Annotated in this window: 12 protein-coding genes and 1 pseudogene; 5 read left to right on the forward strand and 8 right to left on the reverse strand. The window is 73.7% G+C overall.

Annotation, left to right across the window (positions count from 1 at the left end; genetic code table 11):
• Positions 1-6: 6 nt before the first annotated feature.
• Both KRH_RS08520 and KRH_RS12375 read right to left on the reverse strand, forming a co-directional pair.
• A complete protein-coding gene (locus KRH_RS08520; protein WP_012398801.1) occupies positions 7-1,419 on the reverse strand; it encodes a flavin monoamine oxidase family protein in 1,413 nt (470 codons plus the stop codon).
• 14 nt (positions 1,420-1,433) lie between these two features.
• Positions 1,434-1,988 carry a TetR family transcriptional regulator C-terminal domain-containing protein gene (locus KRH_RS12375; RefSeq protein ID WP_041297390.1) on the reverse strand — a complete coding sequence of 185 codons (555 nt, stop codon included), beginning with the start codon at positions 1,986-1,988 and terminating at the stop codon, positions 1,434-1,436.
• A 295-nt stretch (positions 1,989-2,283) separates the two neighbouring features.
• Between KRH_RS12375 and KRH_RS08530 the strand changes: the two genes are divergently transcribed.
• Positions 2,284-3,639, forward strand: coding sequence for an APC family permease (locus tag KRH_RS08530; protein ID WP_012398803.1), 1,356 nt, complete (start codon positions 2,284-2,286; stop codon positions 3,637-3,639).
• On the opposite strand, the gene KRH_RS08535 is transcribed toward KRH_RS08530, so the two are convergent.
• The 4 genes and pseudogenes from KRH_RS08535 to KRH_RS08550 form a co-directional block, all read right to left on the reverse strand.
• Complete coding sequence (locus KRH_RS08535) at positions 3,629-5,071, reverse strand: RNB domain-containing ribonuclease (RefSeq protein ID WP_041297391.1); 1,443 nt, start codon at positions 5,069-5,071, stop codon at positions 3,629-3,631. The genes KRH_RS08530 and KRH_RS08535 overlap by 11 nt on opposite strands.
• Before the next feature lie 123 nt (positions 5,072-5,194).
• A complete protein-coding gene (locus KRH_RS08540) occupies positions 5,195-6,187 on the reverse strand; it encodes a 4-(cytidine 5'-diphospho)-2-C-methyl-D-erythritol kinase (protein ID WP_012398805.1) in 993 nt (330 codons plus the stop codon).
• Between the two features lie 311 nt (positions 6,188-6,498).
• Positions 6,499-7,374: pseudogene (gene rsmA, locus KRH_RS08545) on the reverse strand (16S rRNA (adenine(1518)-N(6)/adenine(1519)-N(6))-dimethyltransferase RsmA); the annotation flags it as partial.
• Positions 7,375-7,499: 125 nt separating this feature from the next.
• Positions 7,500-8,501, reverse strand: a complete 1,002-nt coding sequence (locus KRH_RS08550) for a TatD family hydrolase (RefSeq protein ID WP_041297674.1) — start codon at positions 8,499-8,501, stop codon at positions 7,500-7,502.
• Positions 8,502-8,701: 200 nt separating this feature from the next.
• On the opposite strand from KRH_RS08550, the gene KRH_RS08555 reads away from it, so the two are divergent.
• From KRH_RS08555 to KRH_RS08565, 3 genes are read left to right on the forward strand one after another with little or no spacing between them, the layout of a single operon-like run.
• Positions 8,702-9,652: an AAA family ATPase gene (locus KRH_RS08555; RefSeq protein ID WP_041297392.1), complete on the forward strand. Its 951-nt coding sequence runs from the start codon at positions 8,702-8,704 to the stop codon at positions 9,650-9,652.
• Positions 9,649-11,094, forward strand: coding sequence for a DUF58 domain-containing protein (locus tag KRH_RS08560; protein ID WP_012398809.1), 1,446 nt, complete (start codon positions 9,649-9,651; stop codon positions 11,092-11,094). The genes KRH_RS08555 and KRH_RS08560 overlap by 4 nt, the downstream gene beginning before the upstream one ends.
• A complete protein-coding gene (locus KRH_RS08565) occupies positions 11,091-13,625 on the forward strand; it encodes a transglutaminase TgpA family protein (RefSeq protein ID WP_226905856.1) in 2,535 nt (844 codons plus the stop codon). The genes KRH_RS08560 and KRH_RS08565 overlap by 4 nt, the downstream gene beginning before the upstream one ends.
• 231 nt (positions 13,626-13,856) lie before the next feature.
• Here the strand turns inward: KRH_RS08565 and rsmI are convergent, their stop codons facing one another.
• A complete protein-coding gene (gene rsmI / locus KRH_RS08570; RefSeq protein WP_012398811.1) occupies positions 13,857-14,747 on the reverse strand; it encodes a 16S rRNA (cytidine(1402)-2'-O)-methyltransferase in 891 nt (296 codons plus the stop codon).
• A gap of 107 nt (positions 14,748-14,854) precedes the next feature.
• Between rsmI and KRH_RS08575 the strand changes: the two genes are divergently transcribed.
• On the forward strand, positions 14,855-16,480 hold the full coding sequence (locus KRH_RS08575) for a dolichyl-phosphate-mannose--protein mannosyltransferase (RefSeq protein ID WP_105590589.1): 1,626 nt from the start codon (positions 14,855-14,857) through the stop codon (positions 16,478-16,480).
• Here the strand turns inward: KRH_RS08575 and KRH_RS08580 are convergent.
• Positions 16,464-17,174 carry a TIGR01906 family membrane protein gene (locus KRH_RS08580; RefSeq protein ID WP_012398813.1) on the reverse strand — a complete coding sequence of 237 codons (711 nt, stop codon included), beginning with the start codon at positions 17,172-17,174 and terminating at the stop codon, positions 16,464-16,466. The two genes, KRH_RS08575 and KRH_RS08580, sit on opposite strands and share 17 nt — an antisense overlap.
• Positions 17,175-17,177: the final 3 nt, after the last annotated feature.

Genomic DNA, 17,177 nt, shown 5'->3' on the forward strand with positions numbered 1-17,177 from the left:
GCGCCCTCAGCGGGTGGACACGGCCTCGGCCGCCTCGTCCGCGGCCCGGCGCCCGGCCCGGATGGCGCCGTCGATGTAGCCGGCCCACACGGTGGCCGTCTCCGCACCGGCCCACGCGAGGCGACCCACGGGCCGGGAGAGATCCGCCCCCACCGTGGTCCACAGCCCCGTGCCGAACCGGCCGCCGTAGCAGCCGCGCGTGAAGGGCTCCTCCGACCAGTTGCGCTGCAGCACCTCGCGGGGGTGCCGGGCGGCGTCCCCGAAGAACGTGCCGAGGTCCTCGAGCACCCGCTGCCGCCGGGTGGCCTCGTCCAGGGCGTTGAACGCGCGGGCGTGGCGGCCCTCCACGAACGCCACCAGGATCCCGTGCGAGGAGTCCGGGACGCAGTTGTCGTAGACCAGGGACACGTCGTGGTCCAGACTCAGCACGGTGCCGCTGAGGCCCTCGGCCCGCCAGAACGGCGTCTCGTACTCGACCTGGAACTTGATCACCGCGCCCGGGCTCATCTGGGAGTGGGCGATGTCCCGGCCCGCGGGCAGCGGGGGTGCGTAGCGCACGCGTGAGGCCATGACCGGCGGCAGCGCCACCACCACGCCCGCGCACCGGACGTCCCCGGCCGAGGTCTGCACCCGCACGGGCCGCGGCTGCCCGGACGACGACGCCGCGTCCCACCCCGAGATCCCCAGCACCTCCGCGCCGAGCACCACCCGCTCCCCCAGCCGCTGCGCGAGGCGTTCGGAGAGCTGGTGGGTGCCGCCGAGGATCCGCGACTCCTGGGCCCCGCCGATCGTGAGCATCATGCGGTGCAGCCCGCCGCCCGAGGCCAGGTAGACGAGCATGTGCAGCGCGGAGTACTCGTCGCTCTCGGCCGCGAAGATCGAGGCGAGCAGGGTGTGCGCGAAGCGGCGTGCGACGTAGTCCCCGCAGTGCGCGTCCACCCACTGGGCGGCCGTGACCCGGTCCAGCTCGAGCGCGTCCGGCGAGCGCCACGGCTGCTCGGTGTCCACGCGCGCGGCGGTGGTGTCGACGAGGCGCACGAAGTCCTGGAACGCCCGGGCGGCGTCGGGCCCGAGGCCGAAGGAGTCGTCGTCGCCCTCGCGCCGGGAGCCGTCCGCGAAGAGCAGCGAGCGGCCGGTGTCGTGCACGGTGAACGTCTCCAGCCCGAGCCGCCGCGCGAGCGCCAGCACCTCGTCCTGCGTGGGGCCCACCCACTGCCCGCCCAGCTCGATGGGTGTCCCCGAGGCGAAGTGCCCGCCCTCCGTGCGCCCGCCCACGCGGTCGCGGGCCTCCAGGACCAGCACGTCCAGGCCGCGGTCCACCAGTCGTTCCGCGGCGGAGAGCCCGGAGATCCCGGCCCCCACGACGATCACATCGGCAGAACCGAGAGAGCCTGCAGGGCGTTGGGATGATGCCTTCATGGACGTCTCCTGTCTCATAGTTTGTTGTCGTGCTCCCGGATCGGCGACAGCGTGCCGGGCGCCAGGCCCAGCCTCGCTTCCCACGGAACGGCTATCCGCTCGACATACTCACTGCGGTGGCCGTATCCCACCAGCATGTGTGCGTTGAGCCCGTCGAGCAGGGCGATTGCCTCCCACGCGCAGGCGCGAGCGTCAACATCCGCGAACTCGCCGGACGAGACCCCACGGGACACCAGCCCAGACACGAGGTCCTCCCAGCGTCGCATCATGGCGCGCACCACCTCTGCCGTACCGGGGTGGTGGCGACCCAGACTCCAACCGTCCAGCCAGATCGCCGCGTGTGCCGCCCGGCGCGGGCTGCTCATGAGCCCGATCAGAGTCCTCACCCCGTCCACGGCGTCTGCGATCCCCTCAAGGCAGCGGGATGTCTGGAGGAACTCCTCTTGCAACAGCGCGTGGCACACGTGCGCCCTCAACGCCGCCATGTCGGGTTCGTAGTGAACCACCAGCGCGTGCGTGACGCCCAGCTCGGAGGCGATGCCGCGATGCGTGAGTTGTTGTAGTCCCACCCGCAACGCCTGGGATGCGGCGGCATCCCGGATCTGCTGATGCCGCTGGGCGCGGCCGAGCCGACGCCGTGGGCTTCCCGGGTCCGATCCCTCAGGTTCCGTGCAGTTCGCCGCAGAATCAGCCCTTGACACCCGTCTTCGCCCCCTCTTACGCTCGGCGCACGTGATATTTACCACATGGTCAATTAGAAGAGGTGTGCCGCCCTGGGTCAAGGGGGGGCGCAACCTCGGAGACTGCCGCAGTTTGCTGTCCGCACTGTCACTCTTCCCGGGCACATCCCCAAGGAGCCGCCCCATGACCACGTCATCCCGCCGCGATGGATCTGGCACGCCGGACGCGAACGGCACGTTGCGCCAGTCCATGGGGGTTCCCACCCTGGTCTTCTTCGGGCTCTCCTACATGGTGCCGATGACTGTGTTCACCACCTACGGGATCGTCAACGAGATCACAGGCGGCTCCCTATCCACCGCCTATCTGCTCACGCTGCTCGCCATGCTCTTCACTGCGTGCAGCTACGCGTTCATGGGCAAGGTCGTCCCCTCGGCAGGATCGGCGTACGCCTACACAAGAGTTGGTCTCGGCAGCGGAGCAGGCTTCCTCACGGGGTGGACCGTGATGATCGACTACATCCTTCTGCCGATGCTGAATTACCTGCTGATCGGGCTCTATCTCGGTGAGCGATTTCCCGCCGTACCCGCATGGGTATTTTCCCTCACGGCGCTGGCCCTGGTCACGGGCCTGAACATCGTGGGAGTGGCCGCCGTGAAGAGCGCGAACGTAGTTCTGGTCCTCCTCCAAGTCGTCTTCTTCGGGATTTTTTTCGTCTACGCGGCCCGGGCCTTCGACCCCTCGGTGCAACCTCTCGACCCGTTTGTCGGACCGGGCTTTGACGTCACTGCTGTGGCGGCCGGCGCCGCAGTGCTGTGCCTGTCGTTTCTGGGCTTCGATGCGGTATCAACCATGGCCGAGGAAGCGAGGGAGCCTCGCCGGTCCGTTCCCCGCGCCGTCATCCTGACCACCGTGATCGGTGGTGCGTTCTTCGTCTCCGTGGCATGGTTCGCGCACATGGCCGGACCCGAAGTCATGGTCGGTGACGCCGCCGACGTCGCGGCCATCTCCTTGCTCGCCAACATCGGCGGAAACCTCCTGACCGCCCTCTTCCTCGCGGCCTACGTCACGGGCGCCCTGGGATCCGCGCTGGCCTCCCAGGCGTCCGTCTCACGCATCCTGTTTGCCATGGGTCGAGACGGGCTGCTGCCCCGAAAACTCTTCGGTACGGTCTCCCCCCGTTTCCGCACGCCAGTGGGTGCGATCCTCGTCGTCGCCGCCATCTCCCTCAGCGCCCTGGTGGCAGACGTCGACTTAGTGGCATCCATCGTCAGCTTTGGCGCGCTCAGCGCTTTCACCATGGTGAACCTGAGTGTCATCGCCACATATCTGGTGCGGGCCGAGCGCCGAACGATCAGCACATACTTGCTCTACGGCGTGATCCCCGCGGTGGGGTTCCTCCTCACTGCCTGGCTGTGGACCAGCCTGACACCCGTCGCGGTAGTCCTGGGACTCACATGGATGGTCATCGGCGTCTCTCGGTTGCTGTGGCACACCCGGATGTTCTCTCGCCCCGTGCCGCGCATGCACCTCAGCGAGTAGTGGAACCCGGGACCACCTCGAACTCGCTGCGCCCTGCGGCCACGTCCGCGCTGAGCAGGCGCACCCGGATCTCGCTGCCGAGCCGCAGGCCCGGGGCCTTGAGACCGGCCTCGACCGCGGGCTCCCGGATCACGATGGTGCCCCGGGTGCCGTCCTCCTTGACGTCCACCACGGTGGCCGTGAACTCCTGACCCACATGGGCCGAGAGCACGAGGGTCTCCACCATGTTCACGATTCCCCGCTCGTACGCGGAGGCCCTGCGCCCGGAGATCTCCATCTCGGCGGGCAGCTGCGGTAGCGCCCGCAGCGCCCACTCCGGCACCGGGCGGCCTGCGGCCACGGCCAGGCACACCTCGCTGCCGTAGCGGTCCACGAGTCGGCGCAGCGGAGCGGTCACGTGGGCGTAGGGCGTGGCCAGGGCGGAGTGCTCGCGGTGCTGCGGTGCGGCGCCGTCGAACGCCTCGTAGCCCGCGCCGCGGAACAGCAGGGTGCACGCGTGCAGCATCGCGGCGTGCGTGCCCCGCGAGGGGTCCAGCCCGCGCACGAACTCCGGGTAGGAGACCTCATCCGGCCACGGGATCTGCAGCGCGGCCGCCGTGACGCGCAGCTTCTGGACCGCCGTGTCCGTGGCGGGCGGGAGCACCCGCAGCAGCCCGACCCCCGCGCGGAGCATCAGCTGGGCCGCCGCGATGCCCGTGAGCAGGGAGACCTGGGCGTTCCAGCCCTCCACGGGCAGGGCGCTGCGGTGCACCACGCGCCATTGCCGCTCCTCCACCACCACTTCCTGCTCGGGGATCCGCAGGCTCACCCCGCCGCGCTCCCGTTCGATCCGCTCCCGCAGCAGCCCCACGGTGCGCAGCAGCTGCAGGGAGGGCTCCGCGGTCCCGGCATCCAGGCGGTCCTGCACGTCGCGGTAGCTCAGCTGCGCCCGGCTGCGCACGAGGGCGCGCTCCACCCCGGTGTCCACCAGCTCGCCGCGCGCATCCAGGCCCAGCCGCCACAGCACCGCCGGACGCACCACTCCGGGCAGCAGGCTCGCCGCGTCCTCGGACAGTTCGGGCGGGTGCAGCGGCGTGCGCTGGTGCGGGGCGTAGAGGGTCTGCCCGCGCCGGTGCGCCTCCAGGTCCACGGGGTCCCCGGGTGCCACGAAGGCGGCGACGTCCGCGATGGCGTACCAGAGCGTGAACCCGTCCGGCACGGCCTCGATCAGCACGGCCTGGTCCAGGTCCCGCGAGCCCTCGGGGTCGATGGTCACGAGCTCCAGGTCCGTGCGGTCGGTGCCCGGGAGGCGCGGTGCGGCGGCGGCTGCCGCGGCGGCGTCGTGGACCTCCGGCGGGAAGTCGTCCGGGATGGCGAGCTCATGGCGCAGGGCCTCCAGCGCTGCCACGAGCGGCTCGGGGACGGGATGGACCTGCTGCGGACGAATGGCCATGCTCACTCCTCACCCGGGCACGTCACCCGAGGAGTTCCGCCCGGGCGCGCCCCGGTCCGGACGAACCGTGCTGACACGCGTGTGCTGCCCCGATTGTGCCCCGGGCAGCCCGCGCGTACCGGTTCATCCGCGCGCGTCCACCCGCGCCCCGGGGGCGGGACCGTTCACCGGGAGCGCGAGCCGGCCCTCCCGTGCGAGGGCGTCGGCGAGCTGCCGGGCGGCGTCGTCGGTCGGGGCCAGGAAGCACACGGTGGGCCCGGAGCCGGAGACCCAGCCGGTGAGCGCCCCGAGCCGCGCACCGTGCTCGAGCACGTCCGCGAGCTCCGGGAGCAGGTGCAGGGCCGGTGCCTGGAGGTCGTTGCGGACCAGCGCGGCGAGTGCCCCGGGGTCCGCCGGGTCGAGGGCCGCGAGCGCCCGGGGGGACGCCGGGTCCGGTGCGCCGGTGCCCGACAGCCCGTGGGCGGCATCCCACCGGCGGTACACCGCGGGGGTGGAGAGGCCCCGGTCCTGCGGGGCGAACACCAGGTGCAGCAGCCCGTCCGTGGGAACCGGTTGCAGCTCCGTGCCCGTGCCGCGGCCCACCGCCGCGCCGCCCAGCAGCATGAAGGGGACGTCCGCCCCGAGCTCTGCGCCCAGTCGCCGCAGCTCCTCGGGGGCCAGCTCCGGGATGCCCAGGTGCCGCGCCACGAGGTCGTTGACCGCCACCAGCGCGGCCGCCGCATCCGCAGACCCGCCGCCCATGCCGCCGGCCACGGGCACGGCCTTGCGGATGTGCAGTGCCAGGCCGGACTCGGAGGCACCTACGGCGTCGCACACCGCCCGGGCCGCCCGGACCGCGAGGTTGCGCGCGTCCAGGGGAATGTCCGACAGCCGCGCGGCACCCTCCGCGACCATCCGCGCGTACCCGCTGCCGGGCGCCGGTTCCACGGTCACGGCGACACCCTCGCCCGCGTCGCGGGCCGGGTCCAGCGTGGCGGTCACCGTCTCGCGCAGGTCCACCGCGAGGAACAGGGTCTCCAGCGGGTGGTAGCCGTCCGGGGTGGGGCTTCCCACGTGCAGCAGCAGATTGGTCTTGGCCGGTGCGCTCGCGGTGACCCACCGGGGCGCCACGGTCATGCCGGATCTCCCGGTGTCTCCTCCGGGTGCGTGCCACGCACCTCGCCCGGCGCCGCGACCGCGGTCTGGCTGCGGCCCGCCAGTGGGGCTCCGTTGGCGCCAGGGCCCTCGTCCCGACGCGCAGCGGGGACCTCGTTCGCAACCGCTGCCGGCCTCTCACTCCGGCCGACGACCGCGGTCTGGTCCCGGCCCGCCAGAGAGGCTTCCTCGGTGGCCAGGCCCTTGTCCTGACTCGCTGCGGGGGCCTCGCTCGCAACCGAACCCCCACCCACGACCGGGGTGGCCTCGGTCAGGGACGTGGGCGGGGCGTCGTCGGCGGCCAGGGTGTTGGCGGCCTCCGCGATGCGCGCGAAGTCGGCGACCCCGAGCTTCTCCCCGCGTTCGGCGGGGTCCACCCCGGCGGCGCGCAGGATCTCCTCGGCGCGCGCACCGGAGCCGGCCCAGCCGCTCAGGGCGGCCCGCAGGGTCTTGCGCCGCTGGGCGAACGCGGCGTCGACCACCGCGAACGTGGGCACCCGCAGGCGCTCCTCGGCGGGCGGTTCGCGGCGCTCGAGCCGCACCAGGCCCGAGGCGATCTTGGGCGCCGGCCAGAACACGTTCTTGCCGATCACCCCGGCCTTGCGCACCTCCGCGTACCAGGACGCCTTCACGGACGGCACACCGTACACGCGCGAGCCCGGGCCCGCGGCCAGGCGGTCCGCGACCTCGTCCTGGACCATCACCAGACCGTGCCGGATGGACGGGAAGGTCTCCAGGATGTGCAGCAGCACGGGCACGGCCACGTTGTACGGCAGGTTGGCCACGAGCGCCGTGGGCTCGGCGCCGCCGGGAAGCTCACGCACGCGGGCGGCGTCGGCCTCCACCACGCTCAGGCGCGGTGCGGCGTCCGGGAAGAAACGGGCGACGGTCTCCGGCAGCTGCCGTGCGAGCGGCGGGTCGATCTCCACCGCCGTGACCGCCGACGACGCCGCCAGCAGCCCCAGCGTCAGCGAGCCCAGCCCGGGCCCCACCTCCAGGACGTGCTCCTCAGGTGCGAGGTGGGCGGCCGCGACGATGCGGCGGATGGTGTTGGGGTCGATCACGAAGTTCTGACCCAGGGTCTTGGTGGGGCGGATCCCGGCCGTCTCGGCGAGCTCCCTGATCTCCGCGGGCCCCAGCAGCGGGCCGGCTGTGCTGTGCTCGGTCACCGGACAATCCTACGGGGCGAGCCGGGCGGGGCACCTCCGCTCCACGGATGAGGCCTGAGGAGAGGTTCTGCCCGGGATTTCCGCGAGGATCACGGCAGAACCTCTCCCCACGCGTCAGGGACCGCTCAGAACGCCCCGTACACCCGGCGCGAGTTGTCCCAGATCCGGCGGCACACGGTCTCCAGGTCCGCCTCCAGCAGCTGCGCCATCCCGCGGACGGTGTGGTTGACCATGTACGGCGCGTTGGGGCGGCCCCGGAACGGGTGGGGGGTGAGGAACGGGGCGTCCGTCTCGCTCAGCACCAGTGCGGGGTCCGCGACCCGCAGGGCCTCCTGCAGCGCCTTCGCGTTCTTGAACGTCACGGTCCCGGCGAAGGACATGTACCAGCCGTTGCGGTTGCACACCCGGGCGAGCTCCGCGTCCCCGGAGAAGCAGTGGAACACCGTGCGCTCGGGTGCTCCGGCGTCGTCCAGGATGCGCAGGACGTCCTCGTGGGCCTCGCGGTCGTGGATCTGCATCGCCAGGTCGTGGCGTTTCGCCAGCTCGATGTGCGCGCGGAAGGACGCCTCCTGCGCCCCCAGCCCCTCCTCCGGGGTGTGCACCCGGTCCATCCCGGTCTCACCGACCGCGCGCACCCGGTCCTGCGCCGCGAGCGCGTCGATCTCCCGCAGCGCCGCCTCCAGCTCACCGCGGCGCGAAAGCTCCGGTGCCTCGTTGGGGTGCAGGGCCACGGCCGCGAGCACACCGGGCACCGCCTGCGCCGCGGCCACCGCGAAGCGCGAGGACTCCACGTCGCACCCGGCCTGCACCACGCCGGCCACGGAGGCGTCCCACGCGGTGGCCACGGCGTCCGCCACGGACACGCGCACCAGCCCGTCCTGCATGTCCAGGTGGGTGTGGTTGTCCACCACCGGGTGCGGCAGGGGCTCGGGCAGCGCGGGGAAGCGGAGGTTGCGCTTCTGCCCGTGGACGTCCGTGTCCGCGCGCCGCTCGGTGCCCTCCCCGCTGGGCACGTCCGCGGCCAGCGCGTACTGCTCGGGGTCGTAGGCGGCGGGCGTCCCACCGGGCACGGGCTCGGGGCGCTCGCCGTGCGGCCAGAGGGACTCGGTCAGGGCTGTCTCGATCACGGCACCACGATAGGCGACGACGCCGCCCCGCCCGTCCGCGCCGGCCCGCACCGTCGCAGCGGTCACCGTCTCCGTCCGGTCCCGGCACCGCCCACGGACCCGGATGCGGGGTGCAGCCGCAATGCACGCGGACCTGCACAATTCCTGAGACCATGGTCCCCGGACCACCCCCGCCCCCCATGCCCGTGAGACGAGGAAATATGGAGCAGTTCGCCGCCCGCACGAAGGCCGTCCTGGACCGCATGAACGCGGTCATCGACGGCAAGCCCGCCGAGACCCGCACCGCGCTGACGGTGCTGCTGGCCGGGGGCCACCTGCTGGTGGAGGACGTCCCGGGCGTGGGCAAGACCATGCTCGCCCGGACGCTGGCGGGTGCGATCGGCGGCACGGTCAGCCGCGTGCAGTTCACCCCGGACCTGCTGCCCACGGACATCACGGGTGTCTCGGTGTACGACCAGGTGCGCCGGGAGTTCGAGTTCAAGCCGGGGCCGGTGTTCGCGAACATCGTGATCGGGGACGAGATCAACCGCGCGTCCGCGAAGACGCAGTCCGCCCTGCTGGAGGCCATGGCGGAGGGTCAGGTCACGGCGGACGGCACCACGTACCGCCTGCAGTCCCCGTTCATGGTGGTGGCCACGCAGAACCCGGTGGAGATGGACGGCACGTTCCCCCTGCCCGAGGCCCAGCGGGACCGTTTCACCGCGCGGATCTCCATGGGCTACCCGGATGCGGACGCGGAGGTCGCCATGCTCTCCGAGCACGGTTCGGGCTCTCCCCTGGCGGATCTGGCCCCCGTGCTGGACATCGACCAGGCCCGCGAGCTCGTGCGCCACGTAGCTTCCCTGCACGTGTCCACCGCGGTGCGCCGCTACATCGTGGCGCTGTGCCAGGCCACGCGCTCGCACCCGCACCTGCGCCTGGGGGCGAGCCCCCGCGCCGCCCTGCAGCTGCAGGCCGCCGCGCGCGCCCACGCCGCCCTGGCCGGCCGCGCCCACGTGCTCCCGGACGACGTCAAGGACGTGGCCGTCCCGGTGCTCGCCCACCGCCTGATCCTGGAGCGCCGCTCCGGGGCGGACAGCGCCCAGGACATCGTGCGCGGGATCCTCGACGACGTCCGCGTGCCCACCGAAGACGCCCCGCAGACCCGATGAGGTCCACCGGCGCCACGGCGCGCGTGGACTCGCGCGCCAAGTTCACGGTGCGCGGGTGGTGCTTCCTGGCCGCCGCCGTGCTGAGCCTGGCGGCCGCCACGTGGCTGGGCCGCAAGGACGTCCTGGCCCTGTCCCTGTTCCTGGGCGCCGTTCCGCTGCTGTCCTCGCTGGCCATGTGGCTCGTCAAGCCGCGCGTGCTGCTCAAGCGCTCGGTGGACCCACCGCTCGTCACGCTCGGCGACGCCGCCCAGGTGGCCCTGCGGGTACGACGCCGCTCGGCCTTCGGATCCCGCGACCGCACCCGGGCTCCCGGCCGGGACGGCGGGGGTGCCGGGCGGGGTGCCACGAGCTCGGAGCGCGCGGCCGTGGACGTCCATGAGACGGTGGACCCGCTGCTGGGCCGGGACCGCGACTTCTCCGTGCCGGTGTCGGGGGTGCCCGTGGCGTACACGGTGCGCCCGCGGCGTCGTGGGATCCACGAGCTGGGCCCGGCCACGGTGCGCGTGAGCGATCCGTTCGGTGTGGTCACCGAGCTGCTGGACGTGGCCGAGCGCACGTCCCTGCACGTGGCCCCGGACCCGCAGGAGCTCACCGAGCACGGGGCCACGCTCGCCCGGGAGAGCGGCGGCGAGCTGTCCCGGCGGGCGCAGCCGCAGCCCGGTCCGGACAACGTGACCACGCGCGAGTACCGCCACGGTGACCCGATGCGCCGGGTGCACTGGGCGGCGTCGGCCAAGCACGGGGAGCTGATGGTGCGCCAGGAGGATCCGCGCAGCACCCGCGAGGCCGTGCTGGTCCTGGACGCCGCGGCGCAGCACTGGCCCGGCGAGCGGATCCTCGCGGGCGTGCTGAACTCCACGGAGGAGTTCGAGTGGGCGGTCACGGCCGCGGCGTCCGTGCTCGAGCACCTGACCCGCCGCGAGACGGTGGTCCACGCGCTGGACGACCAGGGCCGCGCCCTGCCCCGCGGGGACTCCGGCTCCACCGAGCGCCGCGAAACCGCCGTGCGAGACGACGCCGCCACCGAGGTGGTCCACGGGCTGTCCCGGGCGGCGCTGGTCCCGCGCCCCGAGCCGGGGGCCGCGCAGGACCCGCTGGCCTCCCGCCTGGAACGGGAGGGGCTGGACCACCCCGTGCTGCTCTTCTCGGGTGCCCTCACCGCCGAGGCGGCGCAGCGCTACGTGCGGGCCACGGCGGGCACCGCCGCGTGCTCCGCCGTGCTGGTGGTGGCCCCTCCCCTCGTGCGCCCCGCCGGCGCGGACGCGCTCGAGGCCGCGGGCTGGTCCGTGGTGCTCGCGAGCCGCTGGACGGACGTGGACGCCGCGTGGCTGGCCGTGGTGGGTGGTGGCTCCCTGATGGCTCCCCCGCCCCCGCAGCCGGGCGCGCCCCAGCTGCACATGGACGACGTGCTGCGGCGCACCCGACGGAGGACCACCGCATGACCCCCCACGACAGCTCCCCCCGCCGCTCCCCGTGGGACCGCACACCGGCGGACCGCGCGCCGGGTGACTCCGCGGCCCCCGGCACCGCGAACACCGGCACTGCGAACCCCGGGATCGGGTCCACCGGCGCCGGGAACCCGGCGGGGCGGCGTCGTCGCAGTGGCGCGCCGGGCCCGGGCGGGGCACCCCGCCGCGCCACCGCAGAGCCCTCCAAGACATCCGACGCGCCCACCCCGGCCCCCACCGCGCGGCCACGGGTGGTGGAGCTGACCGTGCTGCTGCTCGTGACCACCGCCCTGGGCTGCGCCGGGATGGCCGGTGCCCTGGACGGTGGCTGGTGGGTGTGGCCCGTGGCCGCGACCGTGGTGACCGTGCTGCTCGTCACGGGCGTGGCCCGGTGGCTGCGGCTGCCGCCGGTGCTCGTGGCGGTGCTCGGGCTCGCCGGGCTGCTGCTCGCGCTGACCGCGCTGCACCTGGGGGACCACGCGCTGCTGGGCTTCATCCCCACCGGGGGCACGTTCTCGGCGGCGGCCCAGCTGTGGCGGGGCTCCGGAGACTTTGTGGCGCACGACGCCGCCCCGTACGGTCCCGATCCCGGCCTCGCCTTCGTGCTGAGCGTGCTGGTGGGTCTCGTCACCGTGTTCATGGAGACGGCGCTCGTGGGCCTGCGCATGGCGGGCCTCGCGTGCCTCGGGCTGCTCGCGCTGCTCGTGGTGCCCGCGCTGACCCTGCCGGGCAGTGTGGGCGTCCCGGGTCTGGCCGCGGCCGCCCTCGCGGCCCTGGCCCTGCTGGCCGGCTCGCGCATCTGGGGAGCCACCCGGGCGCAGCGGATCGCCCCCGCGCCCGGCGGGCTGCCGCGTGCGCTGCTGGTGGTCGCGGGGGTGCTCGCTGTGGTGCTGCTGGTGCCCTCCGTGATTCCCGGCTTCTACAACGGTGCGTTCCCACAGGGCAGCTCCCTGACCTCGGACCGGGCCTCCGGCGTGGGGCCCCTGCGCGCCGTGGGGCAGGACCTGCGCTCGGACGAGCGCACCCGCCGCTTCAGCTACACGAGCTCCGATGACCAGCCCCAGTACATGCGCCTGCTCACTCTCTCCGACTTCTCCCGGGACGAGTGGTTCCCGGACACCGACGGCCTGGACGAGGACCTCACGCGCCTGGGTGCGGCCGCGCGGGACGCGGTGCCCGGCGGGCGCGAGGTCACGGCCAAGGTCAGCTTCGAGGACTACACCGAGCACTGGCTGCCCACCCCCTATGCCCCCGCGGACGTGGCCGGGCTGGGCACCGACGGCTGGGGCTGGAACCCGCGGGACCTCTCGGTCTACAGCGCCTCCACGGGCATGTCCGGGGCCGGCTACACGGTCACCGCCGTGCTGCCGGACGCGACCCCCGACGCGCTGCGCGCCGCACCGCCCGCCGCCGACGACGCCGCCATGGCCGAGTACCTGCGCCTGCCCGCCGACCGCCCGGGCTCGGTGGCCGATGCCGCCCGCCAGTACACGGAGGGAGCACGCACCGACTACGACCGCGCGCTCGCGATCCAGAACCGGCTGCGCAAGGACTTCCGGGAGGACATCGACGCACCACTGGCCCAGGGCTACGACGCCGGGGGCATGGGGTCCCTGGACACCTTCATGCGGACCCGCGCGGGCTACTCCGGGCACTTCGCCCCCGCCATGGCGCTGATGGCCCGCGAGGTGGGGATCCCCTCCCGGGTGGCGGTGGGCTACCTACCCACGGCCGCCACCACGGAGGAGGACGGCGGCACGTCCTTCCCGGTGGGCACCGGGGACGCCCACGCGTGGCCCGAGCTGTACTTCGAGAAGATCGGGTGGGTGCGCTTCGAACCGACACCGGGTGTGCCCAGCACCCCCGGCTACGCACCGGAGTCCGCGCCGGACCCCGCGGACGGTGCGTCGCCCTCCGCATCCCCCTCCGCGACGCCGAGCACCTCAGAGCAGCCGCAGAGCACCCCGCCGAGCACACCGCAGTCCTCGGAGACCGGCGGCGCCCCGAGCCCGCAGCCGACCGTGGCCCCGCAGCAGCCCGATGCACCGCCCCAGCAGCCGGTCGGGTTCGCCGTGCCGTGGTGGCTCGCCGCCACCGCAGTGCTCGTGCCCCTGCTGCTCGTGCTCGCGGTGCTGCCGCGCTGGCTGCGCGCCCGGCGGCGTCGTGCCCGGACGGCCGCGATGGGCGACGCCGCGCTGTCCCCCCAGCGGCGCGCCCACGCCGCGTGGGACGAGTTCGTGGCGCTCGCACGCGACTACGGGGTCACCGCCCGCCCGGCGGACACCCCGCGGGTGCGGGCGCGACGGCTCGCGGAGGGCATCCCGGCGGCGCACGAGTCCGTGGACCGCGTGGTCGCCGACCTCGAGACCGCGAGCTACGGGGCGCCGGACGCCGGGTGGACCCCCCGCACCACTCCCGAGGACCTCGCGCGGATCCGCGAGCAGTACCGGAACCGCGCACCCCGCGGGCAGCGCTTCCGCGGGACGTGGTGGCCGGCGTCCCTGCGGCGCGACGCCCGCCGCTGACCCGCCCCTCGCCGCGCAAAGCGGAGTGCGCGGCCCGTCGCGGGCGCTCGCACCATCCGCTTGCGCGGGGGAGGCTGCCCCGCCCGGCCGTGGACACCGCACGGGGCTGCGCCCCCCGCGCGATGCGCGAGCGCCGCACGTCCGGGGAGTCCGTCCGGGCAACGCAACCTGCGCCACCCATGCCTGCAGCGCGTCCGGGCGGCGGCCACGGACGGCTACGTCGGGCTGTGGTCAGTCCCGTCCGCGGGCGGCGACGACCGCGTCGTAGAGGTGCCGCGTGCTCACCCCGCGCTCGGCGGCGACCTCGCGGGCCGCGGCCTTGAGCTTGATCCCGTGCGAGGCCACGCGCGCCTCGACCTCGGCCACGAGGTCCTCCGGGGCGGGTGCGGGGGCCGGGGCGGCGCCGTGGAGCACCACCACGATCTCCCCGCGCACCTGGTGCTCGGTGGACCACGCGACCAGACCGTCGAGGTCGTCGCGCAGCACCTCCTCGTGCAGCTTCGTCAGCTCACGGCACACGGCGGCACGGCGGTCCCCACCCATGGCGTCGCGCAGCGCGGTGAGCATCTCGGCGAGCCGGTGGGGGGACTCGTAGAAGACCATCGTGCGCTGCTCGGAGCTCAGCCCCGCGAGCACCGCCGCGCGCTCCCCCGCCTTGCGGGGCAGGAAGCCCTCGAACGTGAACCGGTCCGTGGGCAGCCCGGACACCGCGAGCGCGGCCAGCACGGCCGAGGGGCCGGGCAGCACCGAGACCGTGAGGTCCGCCTCCGCCGCGGCCCGCACGAGCGGAAAACCGGGGTCCGAGACGGTGGGCATCCCCGCGTCGGAGAGCACCGCAACCGTGCGCCCGGCCCGGACCTCGTTCAGCAGCTCGTCGGTACGGGCGTTCTCGTTGTGCTCGTGGTGGGTGACCACCCGTCCGCCCACACTCACTCCCAGGCCGCTGGCGAGCCGGTGCAGGGTGCGGGTGTCCTCCACGGCCAGGACGTCCGCGGTGCGCAGCACGTGACGTAGGCGGTCGGAGGCGTCAGAGAGGTTGCCGATGGGTGTTCCCACCACCACCAGGGCGCCCTGGCCGTGCTCGGGGGTCTCGTGTGCGGGGGCAGATGTTCGGGAGCTCACGCGTCCACTCTACGAACCCGCGGGCCCCGCCGGTGGCAGGCGGCGCGGTGGCGGCGGGCCGCGGTGCCACGCCGGATCCTCCCGGGCTCGGGCCCTACCATGGGTCCGTGCCCTCGACCGTCTTCTCCCCCGCAGCCCTCCGGCACCCCGACGGCTCCCCCGCGTCGCCGCGCGAGCTGCTGCTGCCCGCCGTCACCCGCCTCCCCCGCTGGTGGTGGGTTCCCCTGGTGCTCGTCACCGTGCTGGGCGGCGTGCTGCGCTTCGTGGGCCTCGCCTCGCCGCACGCCGTGGTCTTCGACGAGACCTACTACCTCAAGGACGCCTACTCCCTGCTGCTGCACGGCACCGAGCAGCAGTGGCCCTCGGGGGCGGACGAGGGCTTCGTCTCCGGGGCCGTCCCGGACGTCCAGGACCAGCCGTCCTTCGTGGTGCACCCGCCGCTCGGCAAGTGGCTGATCGCCGTGGGGCTGTGGCTGTTCGGCCCCGAGGACCCGTTCGGATGGCGCTTCTCCGCCGCGGTGGTCGGCACACTGTCCATCGCGCTGATCTGGTGGGCCGGGTGGCTGCTCTTCCGCTCGGTGTCCCTGGCCACGATCGCGGGGCTGCTCACGGCACTCGACGGCCTGCACCTCGTGGAGTCCCGCCTGGCCCTGCTGGACATCTTCCTGATGTTCTTCCTGCTCCTCGCCTTCGTCCTGGCGCTGCTGGACCGGGACGACGGACGACGCCGCCTGGCCGCCCGTCTCGGCGGCTCCCCCCTGGGTCCGTGGCTGGGGGTGCGGTGGTGGCGGATCGCCGCCGGGGCCGCGTGCGGGGCGGCGGCGGCCGTGAAGTGGAACGCGCTGTTCAGCATCGCCGCCCTCGGGATCCTGGTGGTGCTGTGGGACATGAACGCCCGGCGGGTGGCCGGCGTCCGGCACTGGTTCACCGGTGCGGTGCTCAAGGACGGCCCGTGGGGCTTCCTCACCGTGATCGGCACGGGCCTAGTGACCTACGTGCTCATGTGGTCGGGCTGGCTGGCCACGAGCGGTGGCTACGACCGCACCTGGGCCCAGCTCAACCCCGGGCAGGGCCCGCCATGGCTGCCCCCGGCGCTGCGCTCCCTGTGGGAGTACCACGTGGCGGCGTACTCGTTCCACACGGGGCTGGACTTCCACCACACGTACATGGCGGGCCCGGCCACGTGGCCGTTCATGCTGCGCCCCACGTCCTACTACTACGAGTCCCCGGGGGCGGGCACGGACGGCTGCACGGTGGACGCGTGCAGCCAGGCCATCCTCAACGTGGGCAACCCCGCCGTGTGGTGGGTGGGGATCCTCGCCGTGCTGCTCGGCGTGTGGCTGTGGGCGGGCCGGCGCGACTGGCGCTTCGGCGCCCTCGTGGGGGTCTGCGCCGCCGGGTACCTGCCGTGGTTCCTCTACCCCGACCGCACCATGTTCTTCTTCTACGCGCTGTCCTACTTCCCCGCCGTCGCGCTGCTGATCGCCGGGGCGGTGGGGGTGCTCACGGGCAGGCTCGCGGTGCCGCGGCACGGGGCCACGGCCGGCACACCGGTGGCCGCGGCACACGAGCACCGGATCACCGGCGTGTGGGCCCAAAGGTGGCGGGCGGTCACCGTGTGCTACCTGCTCCTGGCGGTGGCCCTCGCCGTGTTCTTCTGGCCCGTGTGGACCGCCCAGACCATCCCGTACGAGCACTGGCGCTGGCGGATGTGGTTCAGGTCCTGGATCTGAGGGACCGGGCCCGCCGCGCCGCGAGCAGCATGGTGGCGAAGGCACCCAGCAGGCTCAGCACGGCCACCGTGACCGCGGCGTCGATCCAGAACTGCGTGGGGTAGAGCCGGATCAGGGTGTCCGTGACGCTGAACGTCCACGTGCCCGAGCTGAAGAACAGGGAGTGGAACCCCGCGAAGAAGCTCTCCCACCCGAGCGCCCCGGCCACTGCGGCGAGCACGAGCAGCCCCACAGTGAGCCAGGAACCCGCGAACCACGCGGCGGAGGCGGTGCCCGGTACCCGCCGGTGCAGGTGCAGGGCCGCCGCCGCACTGAGCACGGCGATGACCCCCGCGAGCAGCAGTCCCCACTGCATCACGTGCTGCACGTCCGTCATGTGGGAGACCTCCGCCGGGGTGAAGGCCATCCCGCCCTCGGGGCTCACGAGTCCCCCCAGGTAGGAGGGCGGGGCGAGGTTCATGATGTAGTCCAGCCCGTAGGAGCCGAACGCCATGCGCTCGTCGGTCCCCATCCCCCAGCGGTCGGCGGGGAAGCCGGGGCGGTGGTACTCGAACCACAGGAACGCGGGGGTAGCCACAAGCCGCACGGCCAGCGCGAGCCACAGCACGGGCAGTGCGAGCGCGAGGAAACCCTGCAGCACCCGCTGCACGGCGGTGGGGCGGGCCCAAGGGGCGGGGGCCACGGCGGAGCTCACGGT

It is taken from the genome of Kocuria rhizophila DC2201, from assembly GCF_000010285.1.
Classification (GTDB): domain Bacteria; phylum Actinomycetota; class Actinomycetes; order Actinomycetales; family Micrococcaceae; genus Kocuria; species Kocuria rhizophila_A.